This is a genomic window from Chryseobacterium soldanellicola (genome assembly GCF_900100115.1).
GTDB classification, from domain to species: domain Bacteria; phylum Bacteroidota; class Bacteroidia; order Flavobacteriales; family Weeksellaceae; genus Chryseobacterium; species Chryseobacterium soldanellicola.
Map to the genome: position 1 here is coordinate 200,601 of NZ_FNKL01000002.1, position 15,682 is coordinate 216,282.

Sequence of the window (15,682 nt, forward strand, 5' to 3'; positions counted from 1 at the left end):
TTATTTACTTGCTTTTTTCTTGTTAGCAACTGTTTTTCTCTTTCCTTTACGGGTTCTAGAGTTGTTTTTCGTTCTCTGGCCTCTTAAAGGTAGTCCTAGTCTGTGACGTATTCCTCGTTGGCATCCTATGTCCATCAATCTCTTGATGTTCAATTGCGTTTCAGATCTCAATTCTCCTTCAACTTTAATGTTTTCAGAGATATAATTTCTGATTGCAGCCAATTCATCGTCATTCCATTCGTTGACTTTCTTATCTTCGCTAATACCGGCAGCTTTAAGGATTTCAGAAGAAGTACTTCTTCCAACACCGTAAATATAAGTTAAACCGATAACGCCTCTTTTGTTTTTTGGTAAATCAATACCTGCAATTCTCGCCATAATTTAATATTAGCCTTGTCTTTGTTTAAATTTTGGGTTCTTCTTGTTGATTACGAAAAGCACACCTTTTCTGCGTACAATCTTGCAATCAGCACTTCTTTTTTTAATTGATGCTCTAACTTTCATTTGAAATATTTATATTTTTTTTACTGACAAACGGAATCTGCATTCATTTGGCAGCATTTATTTTTTAACAATAGCCAAATGGAACAAGAATTCCATTTGGCGTTTGTTTTTAATATCTAAATGTGATTCTCCCTTTTGATAAATCATAAGGAGACATTTCTAGTTTTACCTTATCACCAGGTAAAAGTTTAATATAATGCATTCTCATTTTACCAGAAATATGAGCAATAAGTATATGCCCATTTTCCAGCTCTACACGGAACTGGGCGTTCGAAAGTGCTTCCGTAATAACGCCGTCTTGTTCAATATGTTTTTGTTTCGCCATAAATTAATATCCAGTCGTTCTTGATAATTTAGACTGCATTAAGCCATCATAATGATGATTCAGCAGATAAGTATTAATCTGTTGAACGGTATCTAAAATAACTCCAACCATAATCAATAATGATGTCCCCCCGAAAAATAGGGCGAACGCATCTGTCTGAACAAAGGTTCCATGCACAATTGCCGGAAGGATTGCAAAGATAGATAAAAATATTGCACCTGGCAAGGTAATTTTAGATAAAATATCATCTAAATAATCAGCCGTCTCTTTTCCTGGTCTTACTTTGGGTACTAAACCTCCATTTCTCTTCAAATCATCAGCCATTTGGTTCACCGGGATTGTAATTGCAGTATAGAAAAACGAGAAGATAATAATTAATAGCGCAAACAATACGTTGTATTGCCAGCTAAAAACATTCTTGAAACCTGCAAGAAAAGTGTTAGATTCATCAACTTTAGTTAATAAACCAGGTACGAACATCAATGCTTGCGCAAAAATGATCGGCATTACCCCGGCTGCATTTACTTTTAATGGAATCCACTGTCTTGCTCCCTGCATAAGATTTCTGTTTACACCTCCTCTTGCTTGAGCTCTGCTTACATACTGGATAGGAATTTTTCTTACAGCAACGGATAATACCACTGCTAAAAGAACAACCAGCATCCAGAAAATTACTTCAATAAGGATCATGATAGATCCTAATCCTCCTTTTCCGTTCTGCACAGCCACCTCTTGTACGAATGCTTCTGGTAATCTAGATAAAATACCCACCATAATAAGGATGGAAATACCATTTCCGATTCCTTTGTCGGTAATCTTTTCACCTAACCACATTGCGAATACTGAACCGGCAACCAAAATAACGATACTTGGTAACCAGAACATGATAGAGTTTGGCTCTATGTAATATGCAGACTGGAATTGAGCATATGGTAAAAATAATTGAGTAATAGATGTTAAATACGAAGGCGCCTGTACTAGACAAACTCCGATCGTTAACCATCTGGTAATTTGGTTCAATGTATTTCTACCGGACTCTCCATCTTTCTGAAGTTTCTGAAGATAAGGAATAGCCATTCCCATCAACTGAACAATAATAGAAGCAGAAATGTAAGGCATGATACCTAACGCCATCACGGAAGCATGGCTGAAAGCCCCTCCCGTAAATGACGAAAGCAAGCCAAGAAGACCTGCTCCTTGCTTGTTTCCGCCTTGACTTTTATAATGCTCTAAGAGATCTCCCACTTGTGCAAGGTTAATTGCAGGCAGAGAGATATAAGATGCGAATCTATACACAAGAATAATACCTAAAGTGAAGATAATTTTATCTCTAAGTTCCTTTAAGCTCCAAATATTTTTGAGGGTTTGTATAAATTCTTTCATTAGTAATTATTATAAGGTAATTGCTTTTCCACCTGCTTTAGAGATAAGCTCCTCAGCAGATTTAGTGAATTTGTCAGCAGAGATTGAAACCGCAGATTTCAATTCTCCTCTACCCATAATTTTCACTAATTCGTTTTTAGTTGCTAAACCGTTTGCTACCAAAACTTCTTTGGTGATGTCTCCAGAAACAGATTTGTTATCAATCATAATCTGAATATCATCTAGGTTAATCGCTCTAAATTCTTTTCTGTTTACATTTTTGAATCCGAATTTCGGTAATCTTCTTTGTAAAGGCATCTGACCTCCTTCAAAACCGATCTTCTGAGAATAACCGGCTCTTGCCTTCTGTCCTTTGTGACCTTTTGTAGAAGTACCTCCTTTTCCAGTACCCTGACCTCTACCAATTCTTTTTGAATTGAAAGTAGATCCTGCAGCTGGTTTTATGTTGTTTAAATTCATTTTAAAATTATTTTAAAAATTATTTTTGAACTTCAAGTAAATGACTAACTGCAGCTATCATTCCTAAGATAGAAGGAGTAGCTTCGTGTTCTACAACTTGGTGAAGTTTCTTAAATCCTAATGCTTCAAGCGTTCTCTTTTGGGTTTTTGTTCTACCAATAGCGCTTCTTACTTGTTTTACTTTAATTGTTGCCATTGTTTATGTATTAACCGTTAAACACTTTACTTAGAGAAACTCCTCTCATTCTTGCAATTTCTTCAGGTCTTCTGATGTCTAATAACGCTTTGAAAGTAGCTTTCACTACGTTGTGAGGGTTAGAAGATCCTTTAGATTTTGAAAGGATATCGTGAATACCAGCAGACTCCAATACCGCTCTTACCGCACCACCGGCGATAAGCCCTGTACCGTGAGAAGCAGGTCTTAAGAAGATATCTGCACCACCGTATCTAGCAGTAGTTTGGTGAGGAATTGTATGGTTCATTACAGGAACTTTCACAAGGTTTTTCTTAGCATCTTCAACTGCCTTAGCAATTGCAGAAGCTACCTCTTTAGATTTTCCTAAACCAAAACCGATAACTCCTTCTTCGTTTCCTACAACAACAATTGCAGAAAATCCGAAAGCTCTACCCCCTTTAGTTACTTTTGTTACTCTATTAACAGCTACGAGACGATCTTTTAATTCTAATCCTCCCGGTTTTACTCTTTCTATATTATCTAGTCCTAACATATTTCCGAAATTTAATGATTAGAATTTAAGTCCTCCTTCTCTCGCACCATCAGCTAGAGCTTTAACTCTACCATGATATACGAAACCGTTTCTGTCAAATACAATAGCTTGGATTCCTGCAGCAACTGCTTTAGCAGCAATAGCTTTACCAACAGCGGCAGAAACTTCACTTTTTGTACCTTTAGCGTCAACTCCTTTATCTCTAGAAGAAGCAGATACTAAAGTTTTACCGTCCTTGTCATCGATTAACTGAGCGTAAATTTCCTTATTACTTTTATATACAGATAATCTTGGCAATTCAGAAGATCCGGAGATTTTTCCTCTTACTCTTCTTTTTATTCTTATTCTTTTTTCTACTTTACTTAATGCCATAATACTTATAATTTATTAAGCAGATTTACCAGCTTTACGTCTAACATTTTCACCAACGAATCTTACACCTTTTCCTTTGTACGGCTCAGGCTTTCTGAATGAACGGATTTTCGCCGCTACCATTCCAAGAAGTTGCTTGTCGTAAGACGTTAAAGTAATAATTGGATTTTTACCTTTTTCAGTCAATGTATCGATTACCACTTCTTTTGGAAGTTCTAAAACAATACCGTGAGAGAATCCTAAAGCCAATTCAAGTTTTTGACCTGAATGAGAAGCTCTGTATCCTACCCCTACTAGTTCTAACTGTTTTGTGAAACCTTCGCTGGTTCCTACAATCATGTTATTGATTAACGCTCTGTATAAACCGTGAAGCGCTTTGTGTTGCTTAGACTCAGATGGTCTGCTGAATGTAAGCTCTCCATCGTTTTGTTCTAAAGTAATTCCTTCTGTAAGCTCCTGAGAAAGTTCTCCCTTAGGACCTTTAACAGTTACTACACCCTCATTTTGAGTGATTGTAACTCCAGCGGGAACTGTTATAATTGCTTTACCAATTCTTGACATTTTCCTTTGATTAAAAATTAATAAACATAGCAGATTACTTCACCGCCTACTTTCTCTTCTCTGGCTTTCTTATCAGTCATTACTCCTCTAGAAGTAGAGATGATAGCTACACCCAAACCGTTTAGTACTCTTGGAAGCTCAGCTGAACCTTTGTACTGTCTCAAACCTGGTCTTGAAGCTCTTTGAATAGACTTAATTGCAGGCTTGCTGGTTTGTTTGTCATACTTTAAAGCGATTTTGATCGTCCCTTGAACAGCGCTATCTTCAAACTTGTAGTTTAAGATATACCCTTGATCAAATAAGATCTTCGTAATCTCCTTTTTGATTTTCGATGCAGGAATTTCCACCACTTTGTGGCCTGCGCTTTGTGCGTTCCTTACTCTTGTTAGGAAATCTGAAATTGGATCTGTTACCATTTTTCTTTTATAAATTATTGGTTAAAGACAATCAGTATTGAAAGGACTTAAAGATTAAAATATCAGACTTCAGAAAACTTCGGTCTGATATTTTTATTTTTAGTATCCAGACAACTTAATTGTCCCGATTTTTAATTAGTAATTATTACCAACTAGCTTTTTTCACTCCTGGGATAAGACCGTTGTTTGCCATTTCTCTGAAAGTTACTCTGGAAATACCAAACGTTCTCATGTATCCTCTTGGTCTACCTGTTAATTTACATCTGTTGTGTAATCTTACAGGAGAAGCGTTTTTAGGTAATTTCTGAAGTGCTTCATAATCACCAGCTTCTTTTAAAGCTTTTCTTTTTTCAGCGTATTTAGCAACGACTGCTTCTCTTTTGCGCTCACGCGCTTTCATTGATTCTTTAGCCATTTCTTAGTTCTTTTTAAATGGTAAACCGAAGTGAGTTAATAATGCTTTAGCTTCTTTATCTGTTTTCGCAGTTGTAACGAAAGTGATGTCCATCCCCTGGATTTTTTTCACTTTGTCAATTACGATCTCAGGGAAGATAATTTGCTCAGTAATACCTAAGTTATAGTTACCTCTACCGTCGAAACCATCCGCTTTGATACCAGAGAAATCTCTGATACGTGGTAAAGCAGAAGCCGTAAGTCTGTCTAAGAATTCGTACATTTTGCTAGCTCTAAGAGTAACCTTAGCACCTACAGGCATACCTTTTCTCAATTTGAAAGCAGCTTCATCCTTTTTAGAGATAGTGCCTACAGCTTTCTGACCAGTGATATTCGTTAATTCTTCAACAGCATAATCAATGATTTTTTTGTCTGCAGTAGCATCACCTAATCCTTGAGATAAGATGATTTTTTCTAATCTAGGTACTTGCATTACTGACTTGTACCCGAATTCTTCCATCATTGCAGGAACAATCGTTTCTTTATATGCTTTCTTGGGTCTTGCTATATATTCCATTTGTTATTTAAAATTATAAAGTTTCACCCGTTTTTTTGTCGATTCTTACTTTCTTATCTCCGTCGATTTTGTAACCAACTTTGATAGCTTTTCCGTCTTTACCAACTAAAGCTATGTTTGAGATATGAATAGAAGCTTCCTTTTCTGTAATTCCTCCTTGAGGATTTGAAGCTGAAGGCTTAACGTGTTTTTTAACGATATTAAGTCCTGCAACGATTACTCTAGGGTCTTTTCCTTCTTTTTTGATCACTTCAATAACTTCACCAGTCTTACCTTTGATATCTTTCTTACCGGTAGTAATGATTACGTTATCTCCTCTTTTTATTTTTAACTTTGACATTTTCTTTTAAAAATTTTAAAAATTAAAGTACTTCAGGAGCCAATGAAATGATTTTCATATATTCTTTGTCTCTCAACTCACGAGCAACAGGTCCGAAAACACGCGTTCCTCTCATTTCTCCACCAGCGTTTAGTAAAACACAAGCATTGTCTTCGAATTTGATGTATGAACCATCTTTTCTTCTCACTGCTTTTTTAGTTCTCACTACTACCGCTTTAGATACTTGACCTTTCTTTGCGTTTCCTGATGGTGTAGAATCTTTAATAGTAACTACGATTTTATCACCAACTGAAGCATATCTTCTTCTGGTACCTCCCAGAACTCTGATCACCAATACTTCTTTAGCACCTGTGTTATCAGCAACTTTTAATCTTGATTCTGTTTGTAACATTACTTAGCTTTTTCAATGATTCTTACTAATCTCCATCTTTTACTCTTGCTCAAAGGTCTTGTTTCTTGGATAAGAACTGTATCTCCTTCTGTGCATTCGTTGTTTTCGTCGTGTGCAGTATATTTTTTCGTTTTTAATACGAATTTACCGTACATCGGGTGTTTCACTCTCGTCGTCTCACTTACAACAATGGTCTTTTCCATTTTATTGCTGGAAACTATTCCGATTCTTTCTTTTCTTAAGTTTCTTTCCATAATGTATGAAAATCTTATTGTTGTTTGTTAGTTAACTCAGTGTTTAGTCTTGCGATTGTCTTTCTCAAATCTCTGATTTGGATAGGATTTTCAAGTGGGCTGATCTTGTGAGCCAATTTCATTTTAGTGAATTCAGCTTTAGCTTCAGTCAATTTAGCTTGAACATCTTCAGCGCTTAGATTTTTAATTTCAGCTTGTTTCATTGTATTCAGAGATTAAAGAGGTTTAACAAAATCGTTAGCAACTACAAATCTGGTAACTACCGGTAATTTTTGAGCGGCAAGTCTTAGAGCTTCCTTAGCGATTTCGTAAGGTACACCTCCAACTTCGAACATAATTTTACCTGGTTTTACTACAGCTACCCAATATTCCACGGCACCTTTACCTTTACCCATACGTACTTCGGCTGGTTTTTTAGTAATTGGCTTATCCGGGAAGATTTTGATCCATAGTTGACCTTCTCTTTTCATATATCTTGTAGCAGCGATACGCGCAGCCTCAATCTGTCTAGCAGTGATCCAAGCACCTTCTGTTGCTTTGATTCCGAAAGTTCCATAAGCAAGTTGATTACCTCTCTGAGCAATCCCCTTCATTTTCATCTTATGAACTCTACGGAATTTGGTTCTTTTTGGTTGTAACATAATTTCTTAAATTTTAGATTTTAGAATTTAGAATTTAAAAAAGTAACGGTCATTTAAAAACTATCCTCTAAAATTTTATTAATTATTTTTTTTATCTCTTGAAGGTCTTCTGTTATCTCTATCTCCTCCTCTGTTTCCGCCTCCTGAAGGTCCTTTTTTCTGTTGTCCCACTAGAGGAGAAAGTTCTCTTTTACCGTAAACTTCACCTTTCATGATCCACACTTTAACCCCTAGCTTACCATATTGAGTCAATGCTTCTCCGATATGATAATCGATATCAGCTCTGAAAGTAGATAAAGGAACTCTTCCGTCTTTGAAAGATTCGCTTCTTGCCATTTCAGCACCGTTCAATCTACCAGAGATCTGAACTTTGATTCCTTCAGCACCCATTCTCATTGTACCTGCCATTGCCATTTTAACAGCTCTTCTGTAAGAGATTCTGTTTTCAATTTGTTTAGCAATGCTGTCAGCAACTAATACTGCATCAAGCTCAGGTCTTTTGATTTCGAAAATATTGATTTGAATATCCTTACTTGTAAGTTTTTTCAATTCTTCTTTTAACTTGTCAACTTCCTGACCTCCTTTACCGATGATAAGTCCCGGTCTTGCAGTAGTGATTGTTACTGTTACTAATTTAAGTGTTCTTTCAATATAAATTTTTGAAATACCACCTTTAGATAATCTTGCTTCAAGGTATCTTCTGATTTTGTAGTCTTCCGCGATTCTGTCTCCATAATCGTTTCCGCCAAACCAGTTAGAATCCCATCCTCTGATGATACCTAATCTGTTACCAATTGGATTTGTCTTCTGTCCCATACCTTGAATTAATTTTCTTTTGTACCTAAGATTAATGTAATGTGGTTTGATCTTTTTCTGATTCTGTACCCTCTACCTTGTGGAGCTGGTCTCAGTCTCTTCAATTGTCTTGCACTATCCACAAAAATTTCCTTAACGATAAGATTAGCTTCTTCAATATCAGCACCTTCGTTTTTAGATTGCCAGTTGGCCATCGCAGAAAGTAATACTTTTTCTAACTTGTTAGAAGCGTCTTTCTTTGAATATTTTAGGATGTATAAAGCTTTGTCAACTTCTACCCCTCTGATGATATCAGCAACTAATCTCATCTTTCTTGGAGAAGAAGGGCAATCGTTATGTAATGCTTTTGCTACATCTTGATTTGTTAATTTACGTGCTAATGCACTTTCTCTTTTTCTTGATCCCATGATTATCTACTTCCTTTGTTTTTATTACCACCATGACCTCTGAAAGATCTTGTTGGAGAAAATTCGCCTAACTTGTGACCAACCATGTTTTCTGTAACATAAACAGGGATAAAAGATTTCCCGTTGTGTACAGCGATAGTTTGTCCTACGAAGTCCGGAGATATCATTGATGCTCTAGACCAAGTTTTAATAACTGTCTTCTTACCAGACTCTATATTTGCCTGAACCTTCTTATCTAAAGTATATGCGATGAATGGTCCTTTTTTAAGTGATCTTGCCATAATTATTTTCTTTTAGATACGATGTAACGGTTAGACACTTTGTTTTTCTTTCTAGTTTTATAACCTTTAGACGGCATACCGTTTCTAGATCTTGGGTGACCTCCAGAAGAACGTCCTTCACCACCTCCCATTGGGTGATCTACAGGGTTCATTACTACAGCTCTTGTTCTTGGTCTTCTACCTAACCATCTGCTTCTACCTGCTTTACCTGAAACGGTTAACTGGTGGTCAGAGTTAGATACTGATCCTATCATTGCATAACATTCAGTAAGGATCATTCTAGATTCTCCTGAAGGCAATTTGATGATTGCGTATTTCCCGTCTCTTGAAGTTAATTGAGCTGAAGAACCTGCACTTCTTGCTAAAATAGCACCTTGTCCCGGTTTCATTTCAACACAAGAGATTACGGTACCCAATGGAATATTTTTCAATTTCATTGCGTTTCCTACGTTTGGCTCTACGCTTTCTCCTGAAACTACTTTTTGATCTACTTTGATACCGTTTGGAGCGATTATGTATCTCTTCTCTCCGTCAGCATATTCTAATAAAGCGATAAATGCAGTTCTGTTTGGATCATATTCTACAGTTTTTACCGTTGCTTCAACATCATGCTTGTTTCTTTTGAAGTCGATAATTCTGTATTTCTTTTTGTGTCCACCTCCGGTGTAACGCATGGTCATTTTACCAGTTTGGTTACGTCCACCTGACTTACTAATACCAACTGTTAGAGATTTCTCTGGTTTGTTGGTAGTAATTTCCTCAAAATTGTTTACAATTCTGAATCTCTGTCCTGGGGTGATAGGTTTTAATTTTCTAACAGACATTACTATTATTTATAATTAATAATTAATTTACAGCAAAAATATCGATAACCTCACCTTCAGCAAGTTTGATTACCGCTTTTTTCAATTTGTTTGTCTTCCCTACTTGAAGACCTTTTTTAGTGTATTTCGAAGAAACCTTCGGAGCATAAATCATTGTATTAACGTCTGCTACTTTTACACCATAAGCCGCTTCTACAGCCTTTTTAATTTGGATTTTATTCGCCTTAGTATCAACTAAGAAAGAATAAGAACCTCTTAAATCTGTAAGATAGTTAGCTTTTTCTGAGATAACTGGTTTAATGATAACTGACATGACTTATTTCTTTAAATTTTCCTGGAATTTTTCAACTGCACCTTCTAAGAAAACGATCTCACCTGCGTTGATTAAGTCATAAGAAGAAATTTCGTTGAATTTCATAACTTTAGTCTTAGGTAAGTTTCTTGAAGATAAATATACATTCTTGTTTGTGTCAGGAAGAATGAATAAAGACTTCTTATCGTTTAATGCCAATGCATTTAAGATCGTGATGAAATCTTTAGTTTTAGGAGCAGCGATGCTCAAACCTTCCACAATTTTAATGCTGTTGTCTCTCATTTTCTGAGAAAGAACAGATTTTTTAGCTAATCTCTTAAGAGCTTTGTTCAATTTGAATCTGTAGTCTCTTGGCTTAGGTCCGAATACTCTACCTCCACCTCTGAAAGTTGGAGATTTAATATCACCGTATCTAGCAGATCCAGATCCTTTTTGCTTCTTAAGCTTTTTAGTAGAAGCAGTAATTTCGCTTCTTTCTTTTGATTTATGAGTTCCTTGTCTCTGTGCAGCAAGGTACTGTTTAACTTCTAAGTAAACCGCGTGCTTATTTGGCTCAATTCCGAATACTGTTTCGTCTAGAGTTACTTTTTTTCCGGTTTCTTTTCCTGATGTATTTAATACTACTAGTTCCATTTTCTGATAATTACATAAGAATTTTTAGCTCCCGGAACAGCACCTTTTACTACTAAAAGATTTTGTTCTTGATCCACTTTTAATACCTGAAGGTTTTGTACAGTTACCTGCTTACCTCCCATTCTGCCCGCCATTCTCATTCCTTTGAATACTCTCGAAGGATCTGATCCAGCACCGATAGAACCTGGAGCTCTAAGTCTGTTGTGCTGACCATGAGTCGCTTGCATTACACCTCCAAATCCGTGTCTTTTAACAACACCTTGGAAACCTTTACCTTTAGAAGTACCTGTTACGTCAACATATTCACCTTCCGCGAATAGATCAACTTTTACTTCTTCTCCTACTTTTACTTCATCAACGAATTCTCTGTAGAATTCTACTAATTTAGCTTTAGGAGCAGAACCAGCCTTTTTAAAATGACCAGCTAACGCTTTACCAACGTTCTTCTCACTCTTGTCATCGAAACCCAATTGAACTGACTTGTAGCCGTCCTTTTCTATGGTTCTGACCTGTAAAACCGAGCACGGACCAGCTTGAATAACTGTACAAGGAATGTTTTTCCCTTCTTCGTTAAACAAAGATGTCATACCGATTTTTTTACCAATAATACCTGACATTATTTATATAATATGTTATAAAATTTTCTTGTATTTTTCACCGTTTTAGGAAGGTTCGCAGTAATTTCTACTTCTGATATAGGCATACTCTACCCCTAAAATGAGTGTGCAAATTTATGAATAATTTTATTACTGACAAATATTTAAGGTAAAATATTTTGATTTTTAATCATTTAGCTAATTCATGAAAATTTTTAAGCTTATTTTATGAAGGAATATTTTTAAATTTGAGAAAAAAGAAATATGAAAAAGATTTTCAGCTTACTCATAATAGGCTTCAGTATTTTGTCTTTCGCACAATCCAAAGTTCCTTTTACGGGAAAGAGAGATTTTATGATTGAGCAGGGAGCAAGCGGTACAGGCACCCCTTCTTACTATGTAGATGTAAAGAAAAACGGCGATGTTTACTTTGGTTTCGTTCAGATTAATCAGGCGAACGGTGAAGAAACAAAGGAAGAAATCAATGCAGGAAAATATAATGCAAACGTGATGAAGGTCTATTTCAAAACTTACAATGAAACTTATTATATAAAATTTGATAAAGAAAAAATATATCTCACCGACGAAAAGGGAAATATCAAAAAATCAGAAGACTGTTGCCCGGTTTCCGAGATGGACAAAGGAAGTTGCACCTGTGAAAGCGCCTTATACGAATGAGAGCAATAAAAATTTTATTCATTCTTCTTATCGCCGTTTCGTGCAGTAAAAAGGAAGTTCATCCATACACGTTCTATTATTGGAAAACCAAATTGGCTTTAAATCCGACAGAAAAAGACGTTTTACAAAAATCAACGACACCTTATTTATATACACGCTTTTTTGATGTTAATAAAATAAACGGAAAATTTCAGCCGGTTGGGGTTATCACAAAGGATAAAAGTTTTGAAACCGACAAACACATCGTCCCGACAGTTTTTATCACCAATCAGACATTTTTATATATACATAAAGAAGAAATCACTTTTCTTGCGGAAAGCATCAGCAAATTAATCCAGAAGAAAGTATCGGAATATCATTTAAAAACCAACAATGAGATCCAAATCGATTGCGACTGGACCGCCGGAACCAGAGACGATTATTTTGAATTTTTAAAGGAGTTGAAAAAGATTTCAGGAAAAGAAGTTACCTGCACCCTCAGGCTTCATCAGGTAAAAGATAAAAGTATCATGGGAATTCCGCCTGTGAAAAAAGTCTATCTGATGTGTTACTCTACTTCTTCCCCTCTCGAAAATTCCGATAAAAATTCAATTCTTGATGTGAATATTTTAAAAAGTTATCTTTCCAAGCTTGAAGAATATCCTTTGAAACAAATCGAAGTTGCCCTTCCGATTTATTCATGGGGAATTATTACGAATCATTTGGGGAAACATAAATTAATCAATGCTTTATCTCAAAAAGATTTAAATAATCCTAACTTTAAGAAACTGTCAGAAAATGAAGTTGAAGTGGTAAAAGACGGTTTTTATTTTGGAAATTATCTTAATAAAGGTTTCATCATTAAAATTGAAGATATTTCTGATGAACAACTGAAAAACGTTATTAATTTTTTAGATAAAAAAATACCTAATTATAATATTATATATTATCAGTTAGACAGTAAATTTGTAGATCAGCAGAAATTTATTTTTTGATTTTCACAGCTATAAAAACAGAATTAAAACACCACTATCAATATGAAAAAGTATATTCTTTCTCTTGCCGTCGCCTCACTTTTCTACACGAAATCTGAGGCCTGCGCATGGGCAGATCCGGATTATGATTATTTCAATCTTTTTACGCAAAGTATTATTAAGGATAAATCTTATCTGCCATTTTTACACAGTTATTCAACAAGATTTTACACAGATTATAAGCCCAATCTGATTCCGGATGAGAATATTGAATCCTGGAAAAAGTTTTTCAACAATCAATTAAGTTATGCAGAAACAGATTTTTTGGTGAATAAAATCAACATTAATGATCTGAATGAGTTAAAAAAAGGAAATCCAGCCAATCCATTATTAAAAAAATTAGGAACGGGGTTTTATCAGAAATATGCAGAAGGAATAGATTATCTGATCGAAGCAAAATATCTTGAGCCGTATATGAGGATCAATTATGTTGAAAGTCCGGACTCTTTTTATTACAGTGGGAACCAAAATGATAAAAATGCTACCAATCTTGATTATACAAAAACCATTTCGGCGTTAACCTCTTTATATAATGCTGCCAAAAACCCGGAAATCAAGCAGCGCTACGGCTTTCAGCTGGTTCGTTTTAATCATTATACGAGAAATTATGATGCGGCACTTCAGGCTTTTAAAACTTATGTTGAGCCTATAAAACTGAAAGGTGCCCCTTACATTATGGCTCTTGACCAGTTTGCCGGTGCGCAAAGGGGTTTAGGAATGGGAAGTGATGCCAACTGGAACTTTTTTCAGGTTTTTAAAGACAGCAGAAGCCGTAAAGAATCTGCGTTTGTTTCGATGAAACTTTCAGATACTGCTTCTTTCAATAATATTTTGAAAAGAGCCGGAAACAACGAAGAAAAAAATATGGCATATTTCCTTTTGGGCTATGAAGATTTCACCAATCCGATTCCTTTAATGGAAAAAATGTATGACATTAATCCAGATTCGGAAATTTTAAAAGTAATGGCCGCCAGAAGCATCAATGAATTAGAGAGAAGCTATCTTCCCATTTATTATTATACTTCTAATGACAGTAATTCAACAACAGCCCAAAAATCTGCTTCAAACACTTCATCAGATCAGCCAAAAGCCGAAGCTGCGGAAACTCCTAAAAAAGAGCTTTCTTTCTGGCAAAAAATTGTACGGTTTTTCAGAAGACTGTTTGGAATGGATGATAAAAAAACAGAAGACAATAAAGCGGATCAAAGCGATGATGAATTGCTGGACAATCCCAACAGAATTCCTGTTTACACCAAAAGCAACAGTTATTTTTATGATGAAAAGTCTAAAGACTTTTTAGATGATCTTGAGAAATTTACAGATAAAACAAAAGAAAAATCTAAGGACGAATACTGGCAAATCGCTGATGCTTATTTGAAATTCCTGAAAAAAGATTACAAAGCAAGCTCTGAAATTCTTGAAGATATTAAAACCACAAATCCTGAATATCTGGAAGAAATTAAAAGAATGAAAGTCTTAAATGACATCGTTTCTCAACCAAAAATCGATGCAGAATACGAAGATCATTTAATAAAAGATTATGCTGAATATTTCATTAAAAAAGAACCGAAAAAAGACAGTACCAATACAGACTATGATTATTACGGTCCGGTTCCGTCAACCGCGGATTTCTTAAAAGATGTGTTGGCAAACCGTTATTTCCTGCAAGGCGAAGATGGAAAATCTTTTTTAATGAATAACAAGCTTTCTGACCTTCAGTACAATCCGAACTCGAGTTTGGTAAAAAGTGTCGAAGAATTTTACAGAAAACCGAATAAAACGCAATTTGAACAACAGATTATCGCTAAAAATATGGATGATGTCGGAAATATTGACGCGTTCTTTAATGTAATTTACGGTGACAGGGCAATGAGAATGGCGGATTTTGATAAAGCTAAATCTTACTATCAAAAATCACAGAGTTTTGTGGGCATTCCAAGGTTAAATTATGAATGGAACGATAATGCTCAAAAAATAACACCGCGTCAATATGGCGCTACGGAATACAACGGTTTCAGAAATATTTCGAATCTGATTTTCGGGCATAATGTTTGGGAAAGTTTTGGAAGCGCTGATAATGAAAGTATGGAAGCGGAAGATTATTCACAATTTCCTTTCATTAAAAACAGCATGAATAAGCTTGAATTGGCGGATGCTTTAATTCAGCTGAAAAAAATCGGAAACGGAAATGATGATAAAGCCTCACGAGCGAATCAACTTATCGGAAATCTCCTGTACAACACTTCAATTTTAGGATATTACAGGGAAGTATTCGTCATGGATGTTGACAATACCAATGGCGGAAAATATGACTTCTGGAGCACCGACAGAAAAAACCCGTACCAATATTATTATAAAAACTTCATGGATACGTCTTATATTGAGCCTGATAATTTTGATTTAGCGATTAATTATTACCAGAAAGCGCTTCAGCTTTCAAACAATAAGGATCAGAAGGCGAGAGTTCTTTTCCAGATGGCAAGCGCGGAACAGGGAAAATATTATCAATATGAGGCCAAAAATCCTGCAAAAATTAATTACTCCGATCCTAAATATTCTGAAAAAAGTGATGCTCATCAGAAGCAATTGGATGATATTAAAAATCAAAAATACAGAACTTATTTTGCCATGTTGAAATCACAATACGCGGATGCTGAAATTACGAAAAATCTTATGGGAAGCTGCTCTTATTTTGGTTACTTCATGAAAAGGTAATTAATATTTCCACATAAAAAAACCTCTGATTGCTCAGAGGTTTTTGTTTTATTTTGTTTGAA

27 protein-coding genes are annotated in these 15,682 nt (G+C 35.4%); 3 read left to right on the forward strand and 24 right to left on the reverse strand.

Features of this window, described 5'->3' with window-relative positions; translation table 11 throughout:
- From rpsM to rplC, 24 genes are all read right to left on the reverse strand, one after another.
- A complete protein-coding gene (gene rpsM / locus BLT04_RS05665) occupies positions 1-378 on the reverse strand; it encodes a 30S ribosomal protein S13 (RefSeq protein WP_089754613.1) in 378 nt (125 codons plus the stop codon).
- A gap of 9 nt (positions 379-387) precedes the next feature.
- Entirely contained in the window at positions 388-504 is a 117-nt protein-coding gene (rpmJ, locus tag BLT04_RS05670; RefSeq protein WP_007839480.1) for a 50S ribosomal protein L36, read from the reverse strand.
- Between the two features lie 109 nt (positions 505-613).
- Positions 614-829 carry a translation initiation factor IF-1 gene (gene infA, locus BLT04_RS05675; RefSeq protein WP_027381317.1) on the reverse strand — a complete coding sequence of 72 codons (216 nt, stop codon included), beginning with the start codon at positions 827-829 and terminating at the stop codon, positions 614-616.
- Between the two features lie 3 nt (positions 830-832).
- The gene (secY, locus tag BLT04_RS05680) at positions 833-2,212 is read right to left on the reverse strand and encodes a preprotein translocase subunit SecY (protein WP_089754615.1); all 1,380 of its coding nucleotides are present in this window, start codon (positions 2,210-2,212) and stop codon (positions 833-835) included.
- 9 nt (positions 2,213-2,221) lie between these two features.
- On the reverse strand, positions 2,222-2,671 hold the full coding sequence (rplO, locus tag BLT04_RS05685; protein WP_089754617.1) for a 50S ribosomal protein L15: 450 nt from the start codon (positions 2,669-2,671) through the stop codon (positions 2,222-2,224).
- Positions 2,672-2,690: 19 nt separating this feature from the next.
- Complete coding sequence (gene rpmD / locus BLT04_RS05690; protein ID WP_007839493.1) at positions 2,691-2,867, reverse strand: 50S ribosomal protein L30; 177 nt, start codon at positions 2,865-2,867, stop codon at positions 2,691-2,693.
- Positions 2,868-2,877: 10 nt separating this feature from the next.
- Positions 2,878-3,399, reverse strand: a complete 522-nt coding sequence (gene rpsE, locus BLT04_RS05695) for a 30S ribosomal protein S5 (protein ID WP_042721505.1) — start codon at positions 3,397-3,399, stop codon at positions 2,878-2,880.
- Positions 3,400-3,417: 18 nt separating this feature from the next.
- On the reverse strand, positions 3,418-3,771 hold the full coding sequence (gene rplR, locus BLT04_RS05700) for a 50S ribosomal protein L18 (RefSeq protein ID WP_089754619.1): 354 nt from the start codon (positions 3,769-3,771) through the stop codon (positions 3,418-3,420).
- Between the two features lie 15 nt (positions 3,772-3,786).
- Positions 3,787-4,332, reverse strand: coding sequence for a 50S ribosomal protein L6 (rplF, locus tag BLT04_RS05705; protein ID WP_089754621.1), 546 nt, complete (start codon positions 4,330-4,332; stop codon positions 3,787-3,789).
- A gap of 17 nt (positions 4,333-4,349) precedes the next feature.
- Positions 4,350-4,748 carry a 30S ribosomal protein S8 gene (rpsH, locus tag BLT04_RS05710; RefSeq protein WP_089754623.1) on the reverse strand — a complete coding sequence of 133 codons (399 nt, stop codon included), beginning with the start codon at positions 4,746-4,748 and terminating at the stop codon, positions 4,350-4,352.
- Between the two features lie 145 nt (positions 4,749-4,893).
- Complete coding sequence (rpsN, locus tag BLT04_RS05715) at positions 4,894-5,163, reverse strand: 30S ribosomal protein S14 (protein ID WP_089754625.1); 270 nt, start codon at positions 5,161-5,163, stop codon at positions 4,894-4,896.
- Positions 5,164-5,166: 3 nt separating this feature from the next.
- Positions 5,167-5,718 (reverse strand): 50S ribosomal protein L5, encoded by a 552-nt coding sequence (gene rplE, locus BLT04_RS05720; protein ID WP_089754627.1) that lies wholly within the window; start codon positions 5,716-5,718, stop codon positions 5,167-5,169.
- A 13-nt stretch (positions 5,719-5,731) separates the two neighbouring features.
- The gene (gene rplX, locus BLT04_RS05725) at positions 5,732-6,058 is read right to left on the reverse strand and encodes a 50S ribosomal protein L24 (RefSeq protein WP_047442256.1); all 327 of its coding nucleotides are present in this window, start codon (positions 6,056-6,058) and stop codon (positions 5,732-5,734) included.
- A gap of 22 nt (positions 6,059-6,080) precedes the next feature.
- On the reverse strand, positions 6,081-6,449 hold the full coding sequence (rplN, locus tag BLT04_RS05730; protein WP_034684837.1) for a 50S ribosomal protein L14: 369 nt from the start codon (positions 6,447-6,449) through the stop codon (positions 6,081-6,083).
- Entirely contained in the window at positions 6,449-6,706 is a 258-nt protein-coding gene (gene rpsQ / locus BLT04_RS05735) for a 30S ribosomal protein S17 (protein WP_053073319.1), read from the reverse strand. The genes rplN and rpsQ overlap by 1 nt, the downstream gene beginning before the upstream one ends.
- 11 nt (positions 6,707-6,717) lie before the next feature.
- On the reverse strand, positions 6,718-6,906 hold the full coding sequence (gene rpmC, locus BLT04_RS05740; RefSeq protein WP_089754629.1) for a 50S ribosomal protein L29: 189 nt from the start codon (positions 6,904-6,906) through the stop codon (positions 6,718-6,720).
- A gap of 12 nt (positions 6,907-6,918) precedes the next feature.
- Positions 6,919-7,344 carry a 50S ribosomal protein L16 gene (gene rplP / locus BLT04_RS05745; protein WP_089754631.1) on the reverse strand — a complete coding sequence of 142 codons (426 nt, stop codon included), beginning with the start codon at positions 7,342-7,344 and terminating at the stop codon, positions 6,919-6,921.
- 78 nt (positions 7,345-7,422) lie between these two features.
- Positions 7,423-8,160 (reverse strand): 30S ribosomal protein S3, encoded by a 738-nt coding sequence (rpsC, locus tag BLT04_RS05750; protein ID WP_089754633.1) that lies wholly within the window; start codon positions 8,158-8,160, stop codon positions 7,423-7,425.
- Between the two features lie 8 nt (positions 8,161-8,168).
- Complete coding sequence (rplV, locus tag BLT04_RS05755; protein ID WP_056026831.1) at positions 8,169-8,567, reverse strand: 50S ribosomal protein L22; 399 nt, start codon at positions 8,565-8,567, stop codon at positions 8,169-8,171.
- A gap of 2 nt (positions 8,568-8,569) precedes the next feature.
- Positions 8,570-8,848: a 30S ribosomal protein S19 gene (gene rpsS, locus BLT04_RS05760; RefSeq protein ID WP_027387215.1), complete on the reverse strand. Its 279-nt coding sequence runs from the start codon at positions 8,846-8,848 to the stop codon at positions 8,570-8,572.
- Between the two features lie 2 nt (positions 8,849-8,850).
- The gene (rplB, locus tag BLT04_RS05765) at positions 8,851-9,672 is read right to left on the reverse strand and encodes a 50S ribosomal protein L2 (protein WP_089754635.1); all 822 of its coding nucleotides are present in this window, start codon (positions 9,670-9,672) and stop codon (positions 8,851-8,853) included.
- Positions 9,673-9,694: 22 nt separating this feature from the next.
- Positions 9,695-9,985: a 50S ribosomal protein L23 gene (rplW, locus tag BLT04_RS05770; RefSeq protein WP_089754637.1), complete on the reverse strand. Its 291-nt coding sequence runs from the start codon at positions 9,983-9,985 to the stop codon at positions 9,695-9,697.
- A gap of 3 nt (positions 9,986-9,988) precedes the next feature.
- Positions 9,989-10,618 carry a 50S ribosomal protein L4 gene (gene rplD, locus BLT04_RS05775; RefSeq protein WP_089754639.1) on the reverse strand — a complete coding sequence of 210 codons (630 nt, stop codon included), beginning with the start codon at positions 10,616-10,618 and terminating at the stop codon, positions 9,989-9,991.
- Complete coding sequence (rplC, locus tag BLT04_RS05780) at positions 10,609-11,235, reverse strand: 50S ribosomal protein L3 (RefSeq protein WP_007839520.1); 627 nt, start codon at positions 11,233-11,235, stop codon at positions 10,609-10,611. Before rplC ends, rplD begins: the two co-directional genes overlap by 10 nt.
- A 243-nt stretch (positions 11,236-11,478) precedes the next feature.
- Between rplC and BLT04_RS05785 the strand changes: the two genes are divergently transcribed.
- Genes BLT04_RS05785 through BLT04_RS05795 form a run of 3 tightly spaced genes read left to right on the forward strand, consistent with a single transcriptional unit; the run spans position 11,479 to position 15,620 of the window.
- Positions 11,479-11,892, forward strand: coding sequence for a hypothetical protein (locus tag BLT04_RS05785; RefSeq protein ID WP_089754641.1), 414 nt, complete (start codon positions 11,479-11,481; stop codon positions 11,890-11,892).
- Positions 11,889-12,866: a hypothetical protein gene (locus BLT04_RS05790; protein ID WP_089754644.1), complete on the forward strand. Its 978-nt coding sequence runs from the start codon at positions 11,889-11,891 to the stop codon at positions 12,864-12,866. The genes BLT04_RS05785 and BLT04_RS05790 overlap by 4 nt, the downstream gene beginning before the upstream one ends.
- A gap of 42 nt (positions 12,867-12,908) precedes the next feature.
- A complete protein-coding gene (locus BLT04_RS05795) occupies positions 12,909-15,620 on the forward strand; it encodes a hypothetical protein (RefSeq protein ID WP_089754645.1) in 2,712 nt (903 codons plus the stop codon).
- Positions 15,621-15,682: the final 62 nt, after the last annotated feature.